The organism is Neolewinella sp., from assembly GCF_965214665.1.
Classification (GTDB): Bacteria; Bacteroidota; Bacteroidia; order Chitinophagales; family Saprospiraceae; genus Neolewinella.
The window spans coordinates 2,063,668-2,085,456 of the sequence record NZ_OZ243970.1 but is presented as its reverse complement, the minus strand read 5'-3'; the positions used below and the strand labels follow the sequence as shown (position 1 = coordinate 2,085,456).

The window sequence follows — 21,789 nt, the reverse complement described above, 5'->3', positions numbered from 1 at the left end:
GATGCTAGCTAAGCACAACCTACTGCTTTGCCTGGGGCTGGGAGTAAGTCTACTGCTGCTTGCCTTTCGGGACAAGGCCGTTGCACCTGCGGCCCCGCCCCCCTTGCAGCCTAACATCCTGTTCATTCTGGCGGACGACCTGGGCTACGGAGATGTAGGTTTCACGCGCGGCCAACTGGTGACCCCCGTGCTCGATGCGCTGGCTCGTGGGGGAGTAACCTTACAGCAGCACTACGCCACCCCCCAGTGCACCCCCAGTCGTGCTGCTTTGCTGACCGGGCTTTTTCCCAGTCGCCTGGGCGATCATGCGACTAAGGCCCACAACGGTAAGGTGCTGCCGGCCGGCATGCCTACGCTAGCCAGTCTACTACGTAAGCAGGGCTACCGTACCGGCATCAGTGGTAAATGGCACGTAGGGGTAACATTCGAAGATGGACCGTTACACCACGGCTTCGAGCGGGCCTACGGTATCCTCAATGGGGGCTGCACCCAGTTCGGTCACCACTACAAGGGGCCCGACAGCCTCACTTGGTACCGGCAGGACCGCTACCTGGAAGAGGAAGGACATACTACCGATCTGCTCACCCAGAACGTCATCGACTGGATCGAGGAGGGAGCCGCTGACGACCGCCCCTGGTTCTACTACCTGCCCTATACAGCTGTGCACGTACCCATACAGGTGCCGGGGGAATGGGTCGACCGCTACGCCGAGGGGCAGTTCTACGACGACCCGCGCCTCGATGAGGCTAAGCGACGTTATGCCGGCTTCGTCACTCAGCTGGATGCCCGTATCGGCGACGTACTGGCCGCGCTGGAACGTAGCGGGCAGGCCGACAATACCATCGTAGTATTTACCAGCGACAACGGCGCACCGGAGAGCTGGCTGTACCGGGGTAAGTACCCCCAGGACACGCTACTGGCCGACTCGCCCGTACTGGGCTCGAACTTCCCCTTCCGTGGCTGGAAACAGGACGTTTACGAAGGCGGTATCCGCATACCGGCCATCGTGCGGTGGCCGGCCGGTGGGGTAGTAAGGGCAGTGCTGGACGGGCCGACCCACCTTGTAGACTGGCTACCTACGCTACTGGAGGCAGCGGGCTGCGCCGATTGCACCCCGGAGGGAGATGGGCATTCTCTACTGCTTGCCCTGCGGGGCGAGCAATCCCTGGTGCCGGACCGGAGCCTCTACTGGCGCTTTCCCGGGGCTAGCGCGCTGCGGCACGGCGACCTCAAGCTCCTGGCCTTCGAGCGGGGTGACGGCCGTACCGACTATGAGCTGTACCAGCTGAAAGACGACCCCGGCGAGCAGCGCGACCTGACCCGCCGCCCCGTAAACGACTCGCTGGTGGAGGGCATGAAAAAACGCCTGGCCGTGGCCCGTGAGCAAGACTACACCCTACGCCTGACCCACGTACCCTACGATTCTACCATCCAGTACGGTAACTTGAAGCTCAATCCCACACCCGGTACGGATGCCGCGAACAACCTGCGCGACTACCGCGGCCACTAACGAACCAAGCCATGAACCGCCTCAACCGAATTTACCCACTACTCTGTCTACTAGTGCTAGGCTGTCTTCCGGCACGCGCTCAGCAGTCCGAAGCCGTGCTCATCACCCCCGACACCAGCCGCCAGCACTGGTTCGGCTACTACGACAAGCAGCAGATCGACCCCACGGGCCGCTACGCGCTGGGGATGGAGGTGGACCTATTCATGACCAGTCCGGAGGTAACCGATACCCTCGACATCATCTTGATGGATTTGGAGAACGGTTACGAAAAAAAGTATATCGGTAAGAGCACCAGCTGGGGCTGGCAGCAGGGGTGTATGCTGCAGTGGGTACCCGGTAGCCAGGAGGAGGTGATCTGGAACGACCACGAGGGGCAGGATTTCGTGAGCCGCATCTATAACATCCGCACGGGGGAGATGCGGGTGCTGCCCCGGCCCATTTATACCCTCGACCCGAGCGGCAGCTACGCGCTGACGGTAGACTTCGGTCGCCTGCAGTACTTCCGCCCCGGCTACGGCTACCCCAGTAAGCGGCCCCTGACCGTCGACGTAAAGGCACCCACCGATGACGGCATCTGGAAAATGGACCTGACCACCGGAGACTCCGAGCTGCTGATCAGCTACGCCGACATCGCCTCCTTCGCCGCACCCGGCCCCGATGTGACCCCGAACTACCACTGGTTCAATCACCTGCTCGTCAATCCCACCGGCGACCGGTTCATCTTCCTCAATCGCTCGCGGCCGGTAAAGGATGGACAGGATATGCATGTATATGCCCAGGAGAACCCGACGTGGCGGGGGCCGGACGTGAAGGGCGGCAGTCAGCAGTACATCACCCGTGCCTTCACCGCCGATACCGACGGGACAACTATCTACCCACTCAACTACAGTGGCATGTTCAGTCACTTCATCTGGTTGGGACAGGATACCATCACCGCCTGGGCCATGGACAACGCCGGTACGCGGGATGCTTTCTACCACTTTCCCGACCGTACCCACGAAGCCATCCTCATCGACACCACGCAGATGCCGGAGAACGGCCACAATACCTTCGTGCCCGGTACCGACTACGAGTGGGTGCTCAACGATACCTACCCCGTGGGGGAGGATAGGATGCAGCAGCTTTACCTCTACCACCTGCCCACTAGTACCCGGGTCGATCTGGGGGCCTTCCACGAGCCGGCAATGTTTCGCGGCGAGTACCGCTGCGATCTGCACCCGCGCTCCGACCGGCAGGGGCAGCGGGTGTTCTTCGACAGCACCCATAGGAGTGGGAAGCGGCAGATGTACATGATCGACATTCGGTCCGTCGTCGGAACCAACTAATCAATTATGGATCGCCGCACCCTGCTACATACCAGTGCCGGTCTTATCCTGAGCGGGTTACTCCCGGGCATTTGGTCGTGTAGCAACCCGGTGTTGAAGCAGCAAGCGGAGCGGTACGCCTTCAGGCCCTACCGGACGGGGCAGACGCTGGGGCCTACCCACATCGTAACGCCGCCCGGTCGCTACTTCACTAACACCTACTACAATTACAATCCCTGGAGCCCCGGCGGCCGCTACCTGGCCCTCACCGAGCTGCCCTACCAGGACCGGGTGACTAAGCTTGGCGACATCGCCTACGTAGTGGTGATCGATCTGGCGGCGCAGCGCATCCGCCGGGTATACCCCACCCGGAGCTGGGGCTACCAGTACGGGGCCCTGGTGCAGTGGGGCGCTGACGATCGCACCCTGTACTGCAACGACGTCAACGGGGCCGGCAGGGCGGTGGGGGTACGGCTCGATCTGACCGGCAACGAAACCTTCGTCACCGAGGGCCCCCTGATGGACGTAGACCCCGCCCGAAACATAGCCATCGGCCCCACGCTGGAGTACCTCAATGCTACGCAGTACTCCTACGGGCCGCCGGCCACGGGCGGTGAGGCCGGCCCCATGGCTACACTGCCCCCCGCTGCCTCGTCCGAAGAAGGCATCTGGCAAACCGATCTGCACACCGGAAAGCGCACCCTGCTGCTGCCCGCTACCGAACTGGCCGCCGCCAGCACCCAGGAGGACCAATTGGGCCAGTATGCCCACTACGTGTTTTCCTGCCGCTTCAGTCCGGACTACCGGCGCATCGGCATCGTTCAGCGGCGGGCGTGGGAGGATCAGCAGGGTAAGATTCACCGCAACCCCTCCCTGCTGAGCTACGAACTAGCGACCGGTCGGGTGCAGGAGGCGGTCTCCACTCAGCACTGGAATATGGGTAGTCACCACCCCACCTGGCATCCCGACAGCACCCACTTCACGATGAATATGACGCCGCAGTGGCTGGGTGACGATAAGCTTCGCTTCGTACAGTTCCGCTACGACGGGGGTGACTTCAGGGTACTGAGTGACAGTATTTTAGGTAGTGGGCACCCGAGTATCCGGCCCGGTGGTCGCTACCTGCTCTCCGACGCCTACCCCTTCGAGCCCCTGGCCGTAGGTAATGGAGAGATCCCCATACGGCTGATCGATCTGGAGCAGCAGCGCGAGCATACCGTAGCGAGCATCTTTACCGACCTGGGGCAGCAGTACGCGATACGCCGCTACTGGGGCCCGAGCAAGCTCGATGCGCACCCGACCTGGAACGCGGCCTTCGACCAAGTTTGCTTCAACGGGGCGCCCACGGGGGAGCGGGCCGTGCTGATCACCGACCTCACCGAATTTTTCTAACCGAGCGATCGTGAAACGTAGAACCTTTATCCAACGGGCAGCCGTCATCGGGGCCGTTCCAAAGACACTGCTTCGTTCCAAAACCATTGCACCTGCGGCCCCGCCCGGGGAGGGTAAGGTGCTGAGTGCTTACTATTTACGGGCACATATGTACACCATCGTACCCCGGCAGGTGCGTGAGGATATGGAGTGGATGGCTGGCGTGGGTACCCAAAACGTGTGCGTTTCACTATTGGAACAGGACCTCTTCGCGGCCGTGGAGAACGTCAACATCATCATCGCGGAGGCCAAAAGGGCAGGGATGCAGGTGCTGGGCGTACCGACAAGGCTGGCGGGCGTGTACGCCGGAGCGCCTAAGGTGCCGAGTCTGTGGCTCAGTACGCGGCCCCACTTCTGGGCAAAGCGACCGGATGGCAACCCCCAGGTGTCTACCGTAAACGGCCCCCGCGGCGGCATGCTCTATCCCGAGGTGGAGGCCTTCATCGGAGATACCCTGCTGGAGATGGCCCAGACCTGGCCGGAGATACCCGGCTACATCTGGGACGAACCGAAGTACGGAGCCCCCGACTACAGTGAACGGACGCGGGAACTGTTGGGCGCAGACTTCACGCGTGAACAGTGGCTGGAGGCGGCTACCGAGGTACAGTCGCGGATCAACGAACGCTTCGTAGCCGCTCACCCCGACAAGCAACTGCACCTGTTTGCCTATGCGCACCTCGAGGATTACGCGGTCGAGGCCTTTGTCTCCGTACGCGGACTCACCAGCGTAGGCTGCGACGGCCGCCCCTGGCACGACGCCGACAGCGGGCAGACCGACGGCGGTGAGGGCAAGACCCTACTCGGCAACGGAGAACGCTTCCTGGAGGCTGCCCACCGCAACGGCAAACGTGCACTGTGGCTCATCGAGAACCACAACATCCGCATGCAGGACCTGGAGCTAATGGACCGGCAGCTCCCGCAGGTGATCGCCGCACCGGTGGACCACCTTATCTACTACTATTATCCGCGTAACGTGGTCGATCCCGACCGCGCGATGGGAATCATCAAGCGGCACGTGAGTGGCTTCGGCCGCTAAGATCCAAACACCGAGCAATGAACGGAGGAATAATACTGTTGGCCACTACACTTCTAGCCCTGACCGCGCCCGCTACGGGAGCGGCTCAGGCACCGGCACGTTCACCGAACATCGTCTGGCTCGTCACCGAGGACAATTCCGTACACTACATGAAGCTGTACCGTCAGGAGGGGGTTTCGATGCCGCGTTTGGAGCAGTTAGCCGGCCGCGGGCTTGTCTTCGAAAACGCCTACAGTCAGGCCCCCGTCTGCTCCGTAGCCCGCAGCACGCTGATCTCCGGCAGGTATGCCCCCCGCATCGGCGCGCAGTACCACCGCCGGGTGGAGCCGGTGCCTATGACCGGGGGGAGCAAAATGTTTCCCGCCTACCTACGCGAGGCGGGCTACTATACGGCCAACCACGCCAAGGAGGACTATAACATCGTTGTTACACCGGGCACGTGGGACGATAGCAGCCAGCGGGCGGACTACCGCGACCGAGCCCCCGGCCAGCCCTTTTTCTACGTGCGTAACTTCGGGGAGACCCACGAGGGCAGCCTGCACTTTCCGGAGGCGGATACCCTTACCGTGATCACCACCGACGATCCGGCCACTGTGGAGGTCTTTCCCGGCCACCCCGACGATACGGCCTTTCGCTACACGCGGGCCCGCTACGCCGATCGCCACCGCCTGGTGGACAGCCTGATCGGTCGGGAGCTCGACCGCTTGGAGGAAGACGGGCTGATGGACAGCACCATCATCTTCGTGTACGGCGATCACGGCGGGGTGCTGCCCGGGAGCAAGGGATACGTGTACGAGACCGGACTGCACGTGCCGCTGGTGGTGTATGTGCCACCTGCCTATCGCAATCTTAATCCTTACGGAGCGGATACCCGACCTACCACCTTCGCCCGCTTCATGGACTTCGGACCCACCGTTTTGGCGCTCGCGGGTATCGAAACGCCGTCTGGTATGGACGGACGGGCATTTCTCGGTGCCACCGCGGTCCCGGTACCTACGGAGCAGGACACGGTATACAGCTACGCCGACCGCTTCGATGCCAAAGCGGACTTCGTACGGGCCGTGCGGATCGGCCGCTATAAATACCTGCGCAGCTACCAGCCCTACCTACCCGACGGACTCTACAACGACTACCGCTACCGCATGTGGGCCTACCGCGACTGGCTAGGGTCCTACCGGGCCGGTCGCCTCGATAGCCTACAGTCACGGTTCTTCCGGGCCCGGCCGCCGGAGCAACTTTTCGACGTGGTGGCCGATCCCTTCGAGACCACCAATTTGCTAGACCGGTCGGAGTTTGCTGAGGTAGCCGAATCGCTGCGGCGGGCACTAGCGGAGAAAATCGTCGGGCTGCCCGACCTGAGTTTCATCCCCGAGGCAATCTTTCTGGAGGAGGGAATCGACGACCCCGTGGCCTACGGTCAGGCGAACCGCGAGCGTATCGGGCAGTTGCGGCAGATCGCCGATCTACAACTCGTCCCCTTCGCGGAGGCCGCGGCCAACCTGCGGGCAGCACTGGTAGCCAGCGACCCGCTCCAACGCTACTGGGGACTGACCGTAGCCTCTTCGTTCGGGACTAGCGCGGGTAGCCTATCTGCCGTTGCTACCACCTTACTTGCCGAGGACGAAATGTTGCTGGTGCGACTACGGGCGGCTGAATTCCTGGGGATCACCCGGGCCATCGACCCCCGCCCGGCGCTTATCGACCTGCTCGCGGAGACCGAAACCCCGGCGGAGGCCACCGCGGTACTTAATACCATGGCCTTTTTCAAGTTCGAGCATCCCGAATGGAAGTGGGACATACCGGCGGACGTACTACCCGGGCAATGGCTGGAGGACGCGTCCGGTAAGAAGGAGAATGCGGGGCGTCTGCTGGGTTGGTTTTGGGAGTAGGGGAGCGACGACGGTTACTCCACCTCCTCCAACAGTTCAACCACCGCCCGCTCCAGCTGCTGATCCCGCCCCTTGTCGATCACGCCGGGCATATTCTTCACCTTGATCAGCGGTTCGGTCTGGTTGTTTTCCATCCAGTCTCCGTCGATATCCTTGGCGCTGACCGGCACCACGCCCCACACTGAGCCGTCAGGTAGCTGCTCCCAGCCGGCAAAGCTACAGGTGCCCGGGGTGGGCATGCCGACGGTCTTACCGATCTTCAGGTCGGTGTAGCCGGCGGCGAAGCAGTGGCCGTCGGAGTACTGCGCCTCATTGATCAGGGCCAGCGTAGGTTTGGTCCAGCGGGAGGTAGGCTCGCCGCCCACCACCTTGGCCTCGGTGGCGTAGCTGATGAAGGGAACGCCCGTAAAGAACATGGCCAGATCTGCCACCAGATCGCCGCCGCCGTTGAAGCGGGTATCGACGATCATGCCCTTGCGGTCGAAATACTTGCCCATCATATCCTGGTAGATATCGCGGTAGGGCCCATCACTCATACCGGGAATGTGCACGTAGCCCAGCTGCCCGCCGCTGAGCGAGTCGACCTCCGCCGCATTCCGTTTCACCCACCGCTTGTACAGTAGGTCGGCCTCGTCGGAGAGCGCAATGGGCTTGACGGTGATCGTCTTGATCGAGTCGGTCTTTGGGTCCCGTAGCTGTAGCAGGGTAAACTGGCCCTCCATCCGGTTGAGGTAGCTGGCTACGTCGCGCTCCGACGAGACCGTATCCCCATTGATGCGCTCGATCACCATGCCGGGGGCAATCTGGTAGCTGGCCTTATCCAGCGGGCCGCCCAGTAGGATCTCCTCGATCCGAATCCCGTCGCCCGTGTAGTCGTAGTCTATAAGGATACCCAGGGAGGCCGTCTTGTCCGGGTTCTCGAAGCCCGAGGGCCGGTAGCGCGCCCCGGCGTGGGAGACGTTGAGCTCGCCCAGCATTTCGGAGAGCATCTCGGTGAGCTCGAAGGAATTGCCGATCGAGGGCAGGTACTTTTCGTACTCCACCCGCATGCTGTCCCAGTCTATGCCGTGGAAGTCAGAGCGGTAGAACACCGCCTTCGTACGCAACCACACGTGATCGAACTCCGCCGCCCGTTCCGCCTGCTCATCGAAGGCCATCTCGCCCTGTAGCTTCACGGGTTTCTGCTCGCTCTTATCGAGGTCCAGCTTACTGATCTTGCCGCCGCTGAGTAGGTAAAGGTTCTTCATGTCCTTATCCCACTCCAGGCTGCCGTTACTGGCTCCGAGCTTCATCTCCTGCTTGGTTTCCTTGGTGCGAATCTTGGTGCTCCACAGGTTCTCCTTGTCCTCGAAGCGGGCCAGGTAGTACAACGTCTCGCCGTCCTTCGACAGCACCGCATCCCCCAGCCGCGAGGAGTTGATCGTCAGCCGCGCCGAACGCTCGTCCAGGTTCTCCCAGTCAAAGGTCAGGGGGTCCACCTTTGTCGAGTCCTCATCCCTCGTCCCCTTATCCCCCGTCTTCCCCTCTTTCTTCCCTCCGTCCTTCTCATCCCCCGTCCCTTTGTCCTTTTCCTCCTTCTCCGCCGCCTCGATCGCCTTGAGCAGTTTAAACTCCTCATCCGTCAGCTGAAACTTATCCCATGCCTCCTGGGTGAAAAACATGGCGTAGACATCCTGCTCCGACTGTCCGCTGGTCGCGTAGGATTTCAGTCCGTCGCGGTTGCTGAACCAGATCATCTGCTGGCCCTTGCCCGTCCATTTGGGCTCGGAGTCGTAGTAGCCGCTCTTGGTCAGGTTGACGCGCTTCGAGCCGTCGGATTTCATCACCAGCACCTCGCTGTTGTTGAGCAGGGCGTCCCACTCTACAAGTAGCCACTTGCTGTCGGGGCTCCAGGTGAAGTACTTATCGCCGTCCTGCATGTGGAATAGGTCGGTAGAATCGAGTAGGGTAGTGGCGGTATCGGCCTTCAGGTCCTTTACCCGCAGGCTGCGGCGCCCCTCGATCCAGGCCAGTGATTTGCCGTCGGGGGCGTACTTAGGCAGGTAGTTATCCTTGTTGTTGTCGATGACCGCTGTTTCCTTCACCAGGGTGGCGGCGAAGAAGAAGGGCTCCTCTTCCCGCACCTTCTCGGTCTGGTAGATACTCCACTTGCCGTTACGCTCGCTGGCGTAGACGACCGACTTGCCCTCCGGCCCCCAGCTCACGAAGCGCTCCGGCTCCGGCGTATCGGTGAGCCGCTTAGTGAAGGACTCATCGACCGAGGTCACGAACACCTCCCCCCGGGCAATGAAGGCGATCTCCTTGCCGCTGGGCGAGACGGACATCTCCGTGATCCCATCCTCGAGCGAGATGAAGCGGTCGTTGTTGTCGATGGCCTGGGTGCGGATATTCACCGTCACCTTCTGCGGTGCCTCGCCCTCCCGTAGGGTATAGAGCTCCCCGTCGTAACCGAAACTCAGCAGGCCCCCGCCACTACTCAGGAAGCGCACGGGGTGCATCCGAAAATCGGTCAGTTGCTTATCGCTCTCCGCATCGTCCAGCTGCCGCTGGTGCACGTTAAAGTTGCCGCTGCGCTCGCTCAGGTAGTACATGCTCTCCCCATCGGCGCTAAAGATGGGCTGGCGGTCCTCAGCCGCGTCGGTCGTAAGCTGACGGTGGACGCCGGTCTGCATATCGTAGGCCCAGATGTCGCGGGCAATGGAGCTGGTCTGGTGCTTGCGGTACTCATCCTCCCCACCTTTCTTGTCGTGGTACAGCAGGGTACGACCGTCGGCACTGACCTGGACGTACTCGGCCGGCACCGTTAGCACCTGCGTTACCCGCCCCCCCTGTGTGCCTACCGCATAAAGTTCCGGTTGTGAGCGGTGGGGAAACTGCCGGTGCTGGGCCGCGTCCTGCCGGAGTCCGCCGAAGAGTATGGTCGAGTCTCCCTGGGTGAAGGTGTAGGGCACCTCGTCATTGCTGTGGAAGGTGAGTCGCCGGGCCGGTCCGCCGGTAGCCTCCATCACAAACACATCGAAGTTGCCGTAGCGGTTGGAGGCAAAGGCGAGTTGCTTCCCGTCGCTACTCCAGGTGGCCATGTAATCGTGGGCCGGGTGGTACGTCAGCTGGGTAGCGTCACCGCCCGCGCTAGGTACAGTATACAGGTCTCCCTTGTACGTAAAGGCGATGCGGGAGCCGTCGGGCGAGATGCTGGAGTGACGCAGCCACTGGGCGGGTTCCTGGGCGTGGAGGGTACTGACGAGCAGACAAAGGAGGGGGAGGTAGCGCATGGGTACAAAAATACGGTGTGATTCGGCAGGCGCCCCGATAGCTATCGGGGGCAGGTGCAAGGGCGGTGTACCTTTATCCGAGTATGCTCACCGTAAGTCAATTATACATCTACCCCATCAAGTCGCTCGGGGGTATCGCCGTGGACAGCGCCGAAGTGACCGATCGCGGCCTGGCCCACGACCGCCGCTACCTGCTCGTGACGCCGGATGAGGTGTTCATCACATTGCGCAAGTACCCCCGGATGGCGCTCTTGCAACCCGAACTAAGGGGAGGTGCCCTGAGCGTACGCAACACCGAGACTGGCGAAGTACTTCGGCTTCCCGAGCCGGCCGATGGGCCCACGGACCGGGAGGTCGTGATCTGGCAGCAGACCGTAGCTGCCCGCTCCGTTTCCGCCGCCGCAGATACCTGGTTCTCTGACGCGCTCGGAATGGCGTGCCACCTCGTCTACATGCCTGACCATAGCCACCGCCCCGTGGCCCCGAGCTCCGGCCTGCGCCCCGCCGGCAAGATCGCCTCCTTTGCTGACGCCTACCCCTTTCTACTCATCGGCGAAGCATCACTGGCGGACCTGAACGCCCGCTACGGGGGGGAGGTGCACTTCGGCATGGAGCGCTTCCGCCCCAATATCGTTTGCTCGGGCGGCGCACCCTACGCTGAGGATGACCTCACCGACTTCACCATCAACGGCATCTCCTTCACCGGCCTGGAGCCCTGCGCCCGCTGCGGTGTACCGAATGTAGACCCGGCTACGGGGGTGGCGAATCGGGTGGGGGAGCCACTGGCTACGCTGGCGGGGTACCGGCGGGTGGGGGGGAAGGTGTACTTCGGGATGAACCTGGTGCACGCTGGTACGGGTAGCATCGCGGTGGGAGACTTGATTTTACCATAGATGTAGGGGACGACTGCGTTGCGATAGGGAACCACAGAGGACACAGAGGTGTTTCCGGTAACGTCTCGGTGGCCCTCTGCGAGCTCTGTGGTTAAAACCCGGTGCCGCCAGGCACCCACCATCACACCGTTACCTTCGCAGTTCAACCCACTCACATGCAAAAGCAACAGATCACCCACCCCCAACGCCAGCAAGGCTTCACCACCGGTGCCTACTCCGATGGCGTAGTCTGCGACGGCCTCCTCTTCGTCAGCGGACAGGCCTGCGTAGACTTTACCACCTCCACCTTCGCCCTCGGAACCATCGAGGAGGAAACCAGCCGCACCCTCGATAACGTGAAGGCCATAGTAGAAGCCGCCGGCGGTAGCCTCGACAATGTGTTGAAATCCACCGTACACCTGGCGGATATCAACGACTTCGATCGCTTCAACGCAGTGTATGCTACCTACTTCACGGGGGTACGGCCAGCAAGGACTACGGTACAATCGGTACTCGGCCACGGCATCAAGGTGGAGATCGACGTGGTGGTCAAGCTGCCGCGGTCGTGACTTTCACACTCGACGATCGGTACCGGGTGGAGGGGGCAGAGCGGATCGACTCACCGGCCCTTCTGGTCTTTCCCGAGATTATCAAGACGAATATCGCTAAGGCGGTAGCACTCTGCCGCACCCCGGAGGGCAACTGCCTACGGCCCCACATCAAGACCGTCAAGTGCCGCGAGATCGCCGAGCTGGCCATTGCCCAGGGGGTGACCCGCTTTAAGTGTAGCACGGTGAGCGAGGGAGAGCTGCTGGCCGCGGCGGGGGCTACGGAGGTGCTGCTGGCCTACCAGCTCTCCCGGGTGAAGGCAGAACGCTGGGGGAAGCTACGGAGGCTTTATCCGGCTACTCAATTTGCCAGCATCGTGGATAACATCGCCTCCGCACAGATGCTGACGGAGGTACTGGACGGGCCGGGGGCGGAGGTGTACGTCGATCTCAACGTAGGGATGAACCGTACCGGCATTGCACCTGCCCCGATAGCTATCGGGGCGCCCAGCTTGATAGACGAGCTGAAAGAACTGCCAGCACTGACCGTACGCGGACTACACGCCTACGACGGCCACCTGCACCAGCCGGACGAGCAGGAACGCCGAACACAGGCCGAGCGAATTTACCGGGAAGTGGATACCCTACGTCGGGACCTGGAAGTACGCCACGGCGTGAGCTACGAACTTGTCATGGGCGGCTCACCGACCTTCACCTACTACGCTGGCAAGCCAAATACGACGGTGGGGCCGGGTACTTTTTACCTCTGGGATGCGGGCTACGCGTGGGACTTTCCGGAATTGCTCTTCCAGCCGGCCGCGTTACTACTGATGCGCATCGTATCGGTGGTGGACGCTACGACGCTCTGCTTCGACCTGGGCTCGAAGGCCGTTTCGCCAGACTCCCCCCTGCCACGGGTGGTCATTCCTACGCTCGCAGACTATACCGTGACGGGGCAGCACGAGGAGCACCTGAACGTGCGGGTACCGGATACGAGTCGCCACGCGGTGGGGGAGGTGCACTACGGCATTCCCGTGCACGTATGCCCGACGGTGAACCTGTACGCCGAGCTGCTGCCGGTGACCGACGGTCGGGTGGGGGAGCCCTGGGCGGTGGCGGCGCGGGACCGGAAGATCACGGTGTAGCTTCACTGCGATATGGCTGCCGTTCCCTTTCTCATCGATGCCCACCTGGACCTGGCCACCAACGCCGTACACCTGAATCGGGACCTGCGACTGCCGGTGCAGGAGATCCGGGCAAGAGAGCGCGAACTGGGGCAGACCGACTATCCCGATCGGGGTAATGGAACGGTAGCCTTCCCAGAGCTGCGTCGTGGTGGCATCGGGCTGGTCTGGGGCACCCTCATCGCCCGCTACGCCGCACGGGGCACCGCAGCACCGGCTAATCTGGCGCTACCCGGCTGGCAGTCCCCGGAGCAGGCCTACGCGGCGGCGCGGGGGCAACTGGTCTGGTACCGCGAGATGGAACGGGTGGGGGAGCTGACGCCAATTACCACCCGGGCACAGCTGGATGCGCACACAGCGCGCTACCGGGGGCGCGGAAAACAGGAAGATTTACCAATCGGCTATGTCCTGGCGTTAGAGGGGGCGGACTCCATCGTGACCCTCCATCACCTGCATGCGTACTATGCGGAAGGGCTGCGGTCGATCGGTCCGGCGCACTTCGGTCCGGGGCGGTACGGGGCCGGGACCCAGTCGGACGGGAGCGGACTGACGGCGGCGGGGCGGGAGCTGCTGCGCGAGATGAACCAGCTCGGTATCCTGCTAGACCTGACCCACCTGACCGACCGCGGCTTCCTGGAGGCGCTGAAGGTTTATCATGGGCCGGTGCTGGCCAGCCATCAGAACTGCCGGGCCCTGGTGCCGGGGGAGCGGCAGTTTAGCGACGCGCAGCTGCGGGCGGTCATCGCGCGGGGTGGGGTGGTCGGCGGCGCGCTGGATGCCTGGATGCTCGAACCGGGCTACCGGCGGGGCGGGGCTAGTCCGCGGGAGTTGGGGATCACCCTGGAGCGGATCGTGGATCACTACGATCACGTGTGCCAGCTGGCGGGCACCGCCGACCACATCGGGATCGGTAGCGACCTGGACGGGCTGTTTGGCATCGAGCAAACGCCCTACGACCTGGATACAATCGCGGACCTAGCTAGGTTACCGGAGCTGCTGCGGCGGCGGGGGTACGCGGCGGAGGATGTGGACAAGGTCCTGTACGGGAATTTTGCGCGGCTGCTAGGGGAGGCGCTGCCGGCGTAGTAGCTTAGGGGGGTGAAATACGTCTACTACCTCCTACTCGCACTGCTCTGGGGTTGCGGCTCGGATGAGCCGGAACTGGCTACCCGCCCCAACATCCTCTTCTGTATCGCCGATGATGCCTCCTTCCCGCACATGGGTGCCTACGGGACCGACTGGGTGACCACACCGGCCTTCGATCGGGTGGCGCGGGAGGGGCTGCTCTTCCTGCGGGCCTATACGCCGAATGCGAAGTGCGCACCGAGCCGCGCCTGCATCCTCACCGGCCGTAACAGTTGGCAACTGGAGGAGGCGGCTAACCACTCGCCGACCTTTCCTGCTAAATTCACCAGCTTTGTGGAGGTGCTAGGTAGGAACGGCTACCGCACCGGCTTTACGGGCAAGGGCTGGTCCCCGGGTAATCCCGGCACGGTGGCGGGCGAACGGAGACAACTCACCGGTACACCGTATCAAGGCCAGCATACGACGCCGCCGACCGCAGCGATGTCCGATATTGACTACGCGGCGAACTTCACCGCCTTCCTGGACGCCGCACCTGCCCCGATAGCTATCGGGGCGCCCTTTTTCTTCTGGTACGGGGGCTACGAACCGCACCGGGCCTACACCTACGGAAGCGGGCTGGACGGTACCGGTCGCTCGCTGGACGATGTGAATGACGTGCCCCCCATGTGGCCCGACACCGATACGGTGCGCACCGACCTGCTCGACTATGCCCGCGAGATCGACCACTTCGACGACCATCTGGGCCGGATGCTGGCCGAGCTCGAACGGCGGGGGGAGCTGGACAATACCATCGTGGTCGTGACGGCCGATAACGGTATGCCCTTTCCGCGCATCAAGGGGCAGGCCTACGAGAGGAGCAACCACCTGCCGCTGGCGGTGCGCTGGCCGGCGGGGATCGCGGATGCCGGTAGGACGATTGAAGACTTCGTCAACTTTGTGGACCTGGCCCCGACCTTTCTGGACGTGGCGGGGGTGGTGTGGGATAGCTCGGGTATGTCGCCGACGGTGGGCCGGAGTATGCGTCCAATCCTAGAAAACGCACAGGAGGAGCCCTTCCGCGACCACGTACTCATCGGCAAGGAACGCCATGACGTAGGCCGGCCCGGGGATGTGGGCTACCCCATCCGCGGCATCGTGCGCGGCGACTACCTGTACTTGCACAACTACGCTACGGATCGCTGGCCGGTGGGCAACCCCGAGACCGGCTACCTGAATACGGACGGCTCGCCCACCAAAACCTTGCTGCTGAACCGCCGCCGCAACGGCACGGACACCGCCGGCCTCTGGCAGCTCAGCTTCGGCAAGCGGCCGGCAGTGGAGGTGTATAATATTGCCGCCGACCCCTACTGCATGGACAACCTGGCTGATGACCCCGAGCTGGCTACCCTGATCGCGGGTATGGAGGAGGAAATGATAACGGAGCTACGGGCACAGGGGGACCCGCGGGTGACGGGCCGGGGGGAGGTGTTTGACCGGTATCCTTACTACGGGGCGGTGGCGGGCTTTTACGAGCGGTATATGAGTGGGGAGGCGGTGGAGGCTAGCTGGGTGGAGGAGAGTGATTTCGAGCCGGCGCCCCTGGAAAATAAGTGATGCGGGCTATCTGCCAAACCGCAGCACCCGATCAGCCACCCGTCCAAACCGCGTACTCAGCATATCCACCAGGTAGCTCTGGTACACCCGCCACGGCCGCCGCTTCCCCTGCTTCGGGAGTACGTCGCGGGCCCGCTCCACGTAGCCGGAATTGAGATTCAGGAAAGGTTCTTCACTGGTGAGCGCCTCGCGGGCGGGTACGACTACGCTGTAGCCCTTGCGGTCCATATAGCGGAGCAGCTTGCAGAGGTAATTGGCGGTGAGGTCCACCTTCAGCGTCCAGGAGGCATTGGTGTAGCCGAAGGCGTAGACGAGGTTGGGCACGTCGCTGACCATCATGCCCTTGTAGATCATCACCTGGTTCATGTCCACGGGCCGGCCGTTTACGCTGATCGCGGCCTTGCCCGCCAGACTCATCTTCAGGCCGGTAGCCAGTACCACAATGTCGGCCGCCAGCTCCTCGCCCGAGGCCAGTCGGATTCCTCCGGGCATAAAGCGGTCGATGTGCTCGGTCACCACCGCCGCCTTTCCCTCCCGGATCACCCGAAACAGGTCGCCGTCGGGCACCACGCACAGCCGCTGGTCCCAGGGATCGTAGCGGGGGTTGAAGTGGGTCTGTACGTCGAAGTCGGCGGGTAGCTCCTTGCTGGCCCCCCGCATGATCAGCCGCTTCATCACCCCGGGAAAGGCCTTCGAGAAGGCAAAGGAGAACATGCTCAGGGAGATGTTGGTCCAGCGGGCGATGCGGTAGGCCCAGCGGTCGGGTAGGTGCTTCTTGGCGGTCAGGTAGAGGCCGTTACGGTTGGGCAGGTTCATGACGTAGGTGGGCGAGCGCTGTAGCATGGTGATGTGGGCGGCCCCGCCGTCGGCCATAGCGGGCACGATCGTGATGGCCGTCGCGCCGCTTCCCACTACGACCACGCGCTTACCGGTATAGTCGAGTTGTTGCGGCCAGAACTGGGGTACGACGATCTGTCTGGTAAAGTCCTCCTCCCCGGCAAAGTCGGGCCGGTGCGCCGCCTCGTAGTCATAGTAGCCGCTGCAGATGCTGAGGAAGCGGCACTCTAGCTCCAGTTTCTCCCCGTCACGTTGTACATGTAGGTGCCAGGTGCGCGTCTCGTCTGACCAGTCGGCGCTCATCAACCGGTGTCCGTAGCGGATGTGGCGCTCGATGCCGTACTCAGTGACCGTCTCCCGCAGGTACTTCAGGATATTCTCACCCGCCGAGAGCGACTGCGGCTCCTGCCACGGCCGAAAGCGATAGCCGAAGGTAAACATATCGGAGTCGGATCGCACCCCCGGGTAGTTAAACAGCGACCAGGTGCCCCCGAGCTCGTGACGAGCTTCTAGTACGGCGTAGGACTTCTCCGGGCACTTTTCCTGTAGCCAGTAGGCGGTACCGATGCCGGAGATGCCGGCGCCGATGATTAGGACGTCTAGGAGTTCGGGCGTGATGGGGGGTGAAATGGGGGCGGGGCCGCAGGTGCAGCGATTATTCCCTGTTCGATAGCGTTCGAGATAACAGGGTGTAGGTGGATTGGCCTTCTAGGTGATATACAAGTGTCACCAGCGTGATTGGCGTAGGCGACATTTGCTTACCAAAAGTTGGGATAGCAAGTTTGAAGCTTGCATTGTCATGGATGTGGTCATAGTCGTATTCTAGTAGGAAGACATCTCTGTAGGCACCAGTGTTTTGATCAATACTCAATTGATCTCGGTATAAATAAGATATGAATAGTTTGGATATGCTATCCTGAACTAAACCTTCGGAACAGCTCAAGAGTTTTTGATGATCAATAATTCTGACGTACGGGAATATGAATTCGTTCTCCAAATTAATATCAATCGACAGAAATTTTTGTACTACACTATCTTGTAGAAGAGCTTGTATTCCTAAGCAACGGTCGTTTGAAGTGCTCGATTTTGTAGAAACTTCGTAAGCGTCCGAGCAACCCCATCTTGTAGCCTTGGATGAGTGGCTTGAACTTTGCGGCGAGCCAAACCAATTAGATGCGCCGTAGAACACCCGAACAGATTAAGCAAGTGCTGGCCGAACAAGCTGGCAGCGGCCAGTCCATCGTTCAATTCTGTCAGTCCAAAGGTATCAACACCGGCACCTTCTATGCCTGGCGAGCCAAGTACGCCAGGCGGAACAAGACCGGGTCTGCACCGGAGGGCTTCACTCGTCTGGTAACTACCACCTCTGCGGCGGCGGGGACGAAGCGCGAGCCCGTGGCCACGCTACACCTGTCGGGTGGCGCTCGCCTGGAGCTGACTGACTGGCCGCTGGCCGACCTTGTACGGCTAAGTCGTGAACTGATGAACGGCAAAGGGCTATGCGCCGATGCTTAGCTTCTCGAGCCGGCAACGCTACTTTTTGTACCGCGGTGTCACCGATATGCGTAAAGGCTTTAATGGGCTTAGTGGTCTGGTGCGCCAGTACCTGGACCACGAACTGCTGAGCGGCGATGTGTTCCTCTTTCTGAACCGCCGGCGCGATCGCATCAAGTTGCTGGTCTGGGACCGCACCGGCTTTGTGGTCTGGTACAAGGTGCTAGAGCGTGGCACCTTCGAGCTGCCGGCCGGGGAGGGTGACCGTCTGGAGATGAGCTGGACCGACATCCAGCTACTGCTGGAGGGTATCGAAATTAAATCCGTCAAACGGCGCAAAAGATATAGCCGGACGGCCTGATTTACGGGGCGCGTTTCGTATTTTTGTCACATATGGAAGCCACCGTTTCCCGGGCGGAATACGAAGAACTGCAGGGGCGCTATAACGCTCTGCGCCACGAGCTGGACCAGCTTAAGCGACTGGTCTTTGGAGCCAAATCCGAGCGCTTCGTACCGGCGGCGGCCATCACCACTGCCCCTGAGCAGATGGCGTTGTGGCAACAAGAAAAGACCGAGAAGCGGGAGGGCGAGCCGCTCAAGGAAAAGATTAGCTACCAACGACGCAAGGCCAGAAAAAAGACTCACCCCGGTCGTACGCCGCTGCCCGAGCATCTGCCCGTGCGCCAGATACGCGTCGAGCCCCCCGGACAGGACACCAGCGACCTGATCGAGATCGGCCAGGACGTTACCCGTAAGGTCGACTACACCCCGGGCAAGCTAGAGGTGATCGAGTACGTGCGGCCCCGCTATGTACGGCGGCGCCGCCGCCCCGCAGCCAAAGCGGATCAGTATGAGGCAGGACAGCACGGAGAGGGACCGGAGGATGCCGAAGCAAGCGCCGTGATCCAGGCTGCGGCTCCGGATCAGGTGCTCCCCAAAGCCATTGCCGGGGCGGGGCTACTGACCCAGCTCGTCATCGCAAAGTTCATCGACCACCTGCCGCTGTACCGTCAGCGCGCGATGCTGCGGCGGGACTACGACTGGGACATCCCCTCCTCCACCCTGGGCGACTGGTTCGCCGCAACCTGTACGCTGCTCGAACCCCTTTACGCGGCGCTTGCAAAGCAGGTGCTCGACACCGACTACCTGCAGGGCGACGAGTCACGCATCACCGTCCTAGAGCGGGGCGCGGAGCCGACTAAGAACAAGAGTCACCGCTATCCACCCAAGTTGCGTAAGGTACACCTGGGCTATATGTGGGTGTTTAGAAACCCGGTGGCCGGTGGGGTACTCTTTGCCTACCGCCCGGGACGGGGAGCCAATATCTTGCACGAGACGCTAGACTCCTTCGGGGGCATCTTACAGAGTGACGGCTACTCCGCCTATACCAGCTTCATGAAGGCCCACCCCGGGGTAGTGCTGGTCAGCTGTCTGGCCCATATCCGGCGTAAGTTCTTCGACGCTCGCTCTAACCACCCCGGGCTGGCCGAAATGGCCCTGCGTGCCATCCAGTATCTCTACCGCATCGAGGATATCTGCCGCCGCTACGAGCTAGCCCCCGAACGCCGTCGGTGGCTACGCCAGCGCTACGCCCGTCCGGCGTATACGGCCCTGCTGGAGTGGGTGAACGAGCAGCGGCGGACTAGCTTGAGCAAAGGGGGCATCGGTAAGGCACTGAACTATGCCTATAATCACCTACCACGGCTCGGGGCTTACCTGGACGACGGCCGTATCGAGATCGATAACAACCTAATCGAGAACAAGATCCGCCCCCTGGCCCTGGGCCGTAAAAACTATCTGTTCGCCGGCTCGCGCCAGGGGGCTCGGCGGGCGGCCATGCTGTACTCCTTCTTCGGGAGTTGCCGCGAGGCGGGCGTCAATGAGCGGGAGTGGCTACACGACGTCTTACTGCGAATCGGGGGCCATCCCATCAACCGCATCGAGGAGTTACTGCCGGGGCTGTGGAAGGCTAAAGTTTAGACTGATAACACGGGGTTGCTCGGATGCTTACGAAACTTCTCTCTGTCCACACGCTAAGGATATGAAAATAATATATATAAGGATCTGCATCACCTGCAACTTGATAGTAGAGTTGTTGCGGCGTAAGTAGCTGATTGTCAAGGGTAGTATCTTTGCCGTAAAGATACCTATGATGGCCATCAGCTATACTGACGTTCGGGATCAGCGCCAGTGGCGCGCCGCCACCGGACTAACCCAAGCACAGTTTACCACGCTGGTGGACAATTTCGCGGCGACTTACGAAGACTTTCTGGGAGAGACCATCAACCAACACCAGGCCGGCAGCTCTGGTACTGCCCCTAGCACCTTCACCACCTACGCCGACCTGGTGTTCTTTCTGCTCTACAGCATCAAAAGCGGATTGACCTATGACCTAATCGGGTTGAGCTTCGGTCTGGATCGCGCCAACGCTTTCCGTAACCAAACCTTTGGGTTGCGGATCTTACAGATGACGCTCCAGCGATCGGGACATATGCCCAAGCGATTCTATGAGTCCCTGGAAGAGTTCCACCAGCAGATGGAAGAACACGAGACAATCCTGCTGGATGGCACTGAGCAGCGCCGCCAACGTCCTGGGAATGAGTAGGATCAGCAGGAGGATTACTCGGGTAAAAAAAAGCCCACACCATAAAGCTACTGGTGCTGGCCGCGGTGGATCGACGTATTCTTTACCTCAGTAAGCCCTACTGCGGATCGGTACACGACTACGCGATGTTGACCAGCGAGTTCGATCCCGCGGCGGGATTCTGGTTCGACGAGCAGGGCCTGCACGTCGATCTGGGCTTCTTGGGCATCCAAAAGGACTACGCGGCGGAGCACATCCTGATTCCCTGCAAGCGACCCCGACGTAAGTCCAAGCGTGACCCAAAAATCGAGTTCACGCCCACGCAAAAGGCGCACAACCGCCAAGTCAGTAAGGTGAGGATTCGAGTAGAGCATTCCATTGGTGGGCTCAAACGGTACCGCTTCTTGTCGGATCGGTTGCGCTGTCGGGATGCAGAATTCTACTCTATAGTGGCCGGCATCGCAGCCGGACTCTGGAACTTCCAGCTCAAACACTAGGTTTTGCTACCGCAACATGTCTACTAGGATAAGGATACATCCCGGTCGGATCGGTAAAGTTCACGGGGTTGTTGTCGTGTAGTTATAAGGACTCCAGTTTGTCAGCGAGGTGGCAAGGGGGTCGTCCCCCCCCCAGTCAGCGCCCCAAAGCGGCATGGCATTAAACCACCGAACGCCAAGGTCATAAGAATTAATTTACCAATGAAAAGGTTATTACGGCTTCATACCAATTGTCTGCCAAATGTGTGATCCTTGTTTCGTCATAATAGTTAATTTTAAATTTTTCAGTATTAGAAGTTAGAACACTGCCAATTAAAGTCCTTTTAGCATTGATCAAATTATCGTTCTGATTCGTTTCCAACCAAATTTCTTCTTTCGTGCAGATATAAATTAATTTGACACCATTTCCTTCACACAAGGAAGCAAAAGAACTACTTGACCCTTGTGTCACCGGTAAGTCATCGTCGGATATTATTTTACTTATCTGGTTTGGATATGCTTTATACGGAACAACACTATTCTGCGTAATGATCCGATCGTAATTTGTTCTTACGATATCTACTATATTTTGATACCCTAAATCATCCTCAATGGCTGGAGGAGCCTGCCTACAACCTAAAATTAGCACCGTTAAAATCAGTAGATTTCTCAT

17 protein-coding genes and 1 pseudogene are annotated in these 21,789 nt (G+C 60.9%); 15 read left to right on the top strand and 3 right to left on the bottom strand.

Annotated features, from left to right (window positions below; genetic code table 11):
• Position 1 precedes the first annotated feature (1 nt).
• The 5 genes from ACOOHD_RS09175 to ACOOHD_RS09155 are packed head-to-tail and all read left to right on the top strand — an operon-like array spanning position 2 to position 7,170.
• Positions 2-1,510, top strand: coding sequence for a sulfatase-like hydrolase/transferase (locus tag ACOOHD_RS09175; protein WP_420461265.1), 1,509 nt, complete (start codon positions 2-4; stop codon positions 1,508-1,510).
• Between the two features lie 11 nt (positions 1,511-1,521).
• Complete coding sequence (locus tag ACOOHD_RS09170; RefSeq protein ID WP_420461264.1) at positions 1,522-2,835, top strand: hypothetical protein; 1,314 nt, start codon at positions 1,522-1,524, stop codon at positions 2,833-2,835.
• A gap of 6 nt (positions 2,836-2,841) precedes the next feature.
• Positions 2,842-4,206 (top strand): hypothetical protein, encoded by a 1,365-nt coding sequence (locus ACOOHD_RS09165; protein WP_420461263.1) that lies wholly within the window; start codon positions 2,842-2,844, stop codon positions 4,204-4,206.
• 10 nt (positions 4,207-4,216) lie between these two features.
• Positions 4,217-5,281, top strand: coding sequence for a hypothetical protein (locus ACOOHD_RS09160; RefSeq protein WP_420461262.1), 1,065 nt, complete (start codon positions 4,217-4,219; stop codon positions 5,279-5,281).
• 17 nt (positions 5,282-5,298) lie between these two features.
• Positions 5,299-7,170 (top strand): sulfatase, encoded by a 1,872-nt coding sequence (locus ACOOHD_RS09155; protein WP_420461261.1) that lies wholly within the window; start codon positions 5,299-5,301, stop codon positions 7,168-7,170.
• Positions 7,171-7,184: 14 nt separating this feature from the next.
• Here the strand turns inward: ACOOHD_RS09155 and ACOOHD_RS09150 are convergent, their stop codons facing one another.
• The gene (locus ACOOHD_RS09150) at positions 7,185-10,442 is read right to left on the bottom strand and encodes a S41 family peptidase (RefSeq protein ID WP_420461260.1); all 3,258 of its coding nucleotides are present in this window, start codon (positions 10,440-10,442) and stop codon (positions 7,185-7,187) included.
• A gap of 83 nt (positions 10,443-10,525) precedes the next feature.
• Here ACOOHD_RS09150 and ACOOHD_RS09145 point away from each other — a divergent pair, with 83 nt between their 5' ends.
• The 5 genes from ACOOHD_RS09145 to ACOOHD_RS09125 all read left to right on the top strand — a co-directional run bounded on the left by ACOOHD_RS09145 (position 10,526) and on the right by ACOOHD_RS09125 (position 15,725).
• Positions 10,526-11,335, top strand: a complete 810-nt coding sequence (locus ACOOHD_RS09145; protein ID WP_420461259.1) for an MOSC domain-containing protein — start codon at positions 10,526-10,528, stop codon at positions 11,333-11,335.
• A 155-nt stretch (positions 11,336-11,490) separates the two neighbouring features.
• Positions 11,491-11,883, top strand: a complete 393-nt coding sequence (locus tag ACOOHD_RS09140) for a RidA family protein (protein ID WP_420461258.1) — start codon at positions 11,491-11,493, stop codon at positions 11,881-11,883.
• Complete coding sequence (locus ACOOHD_RS09135; RefSeq protein ID WP_420461257.1) at positions 11,880-13,007, top strand: alanine racemase; 1,128 nt, start codon at positions 11,880-11,882, stop codon at positions 13,005-13,007. Before ACOOHD_RS09140 ends, ACOOHD_RS09135 begins: the two co-directional genes overlap by 4 nt.
• A gap of 12 nt (positions 13,008-13,019) precedes the next feature.
• Positions 13,020-14,132, top strand: a complete 1,113-nt coding sequence (locus ACOOHD_RS09130) for a dipeptidase (RefSeq protein ID WP_420461256.1) — start codon at positions 13,020-13,022, stop codon at positions 14,130-14,132.
• 12 nt (positions 14,133-14,144) lie between these two features.
• Positions 14,145-15,725, top strand: coding sequence for a sulfatase (locus ACOOHD_RS09125; protein ID WP_420461255.1), 1,581 nt, complete (start codon positions 14,145-14,147; stop codon positions 15,723-15,725).
• A 6-nt stretch (positions 15,726-15,731) separates the two neighbouring features.
• Here the strand turns inward: ACOOHD_RS09125 and ACOOHD_RS09120 are convergent, their stop codons facing one another.
• Positions 15,732-17,150, bottom strand: coding sequence for a flavin-containing monooxygenase (locus ACOOHD_RS09120; protein WP_420461420.1), 1,419 nt, complete (start codon positions 17,148-17,150; stop codon positions 15,732-15,734).
• 585 nt (positions 17,151-17,735) lie between these two features.
• Here ACOOHD_RS09120 and tnpA point away from each other — a divergent pair.
• From tnpA to ACOOHD_RS09095, 5 genes and pseudogenes are all read left to right on the top strand, one after another.
• A complete protein-coding gene (gene tnpA, locus ACOOHD_RS09115; protein WP_420457934.1) occupies positions 17,736-18,077 on the top strand; it encodes an IS66 family insertion sequence element accessory protein TnpA in 342 nt (113 codons plus the stop codon).
• The gene (gene tnpB, locus ACOOHD_RS09110; protein WP_420457935.1) at positions 18,070-18,417 is read left to right on the top strand and encodes an IS66 family insertion sequence element accessory protein TnpB; all 348 of its coding nucleotides are present in this window, start codon (positions 18,070-18,072) and stop codon (positions 18,415-18,417) included. Before tnpA ends, tnpB begins: the two co-directional genes overlap by 8 nt.
• A gap of 32 nt (positions 18,418-18,449) precedes the next feature.
• Positions 18,450-20,036, top strand: a complete 1,587-nt coding sequence (gene tnpC / locus ACOOHD_RS09105) for an IS66 family transposase (protein WP_420457936.1) — start codon at positions 18,450-18,452, stop codon at positions 20,034-20,036.
• A gap of 169 nt (positions 20,037-20,205) precedes the next feature.
• Positions 20,206-20,661, top strand: coding sequence for a hypothetical protein (locus ACOOHD_RS09100; RefSeq protein WP_420461254.1), 456 nt, complete (start codon positions 20,206-20,208; stop codon positions 20,659-20,661).
• Positions 20,662-20,699: 38 nt separating this feature from the next.
• Positions 20,700-21,137, top strand: a pseudogene (locus tag ACOOHD_RS09095) (transposase family protein); the annotation flags it as partial.
• A 190-nt stretch (positions 21,138-21,327) separates the two neighbouring features.
• On the opposite strand, the gene ACOOHD_RS09090 reads toward ACOOHD_RS09095, so the two are convergent.
• Positions 21,328-21,789: a hypothetical protein gene (locus ACOOHD_RS09090; protein ID WP_420461253.1), complete on the bottom strand. Its 462-nt coding sequence runs from the start codon at positions 21,787-21,789 to the stop codon at positions 21,328-21,330.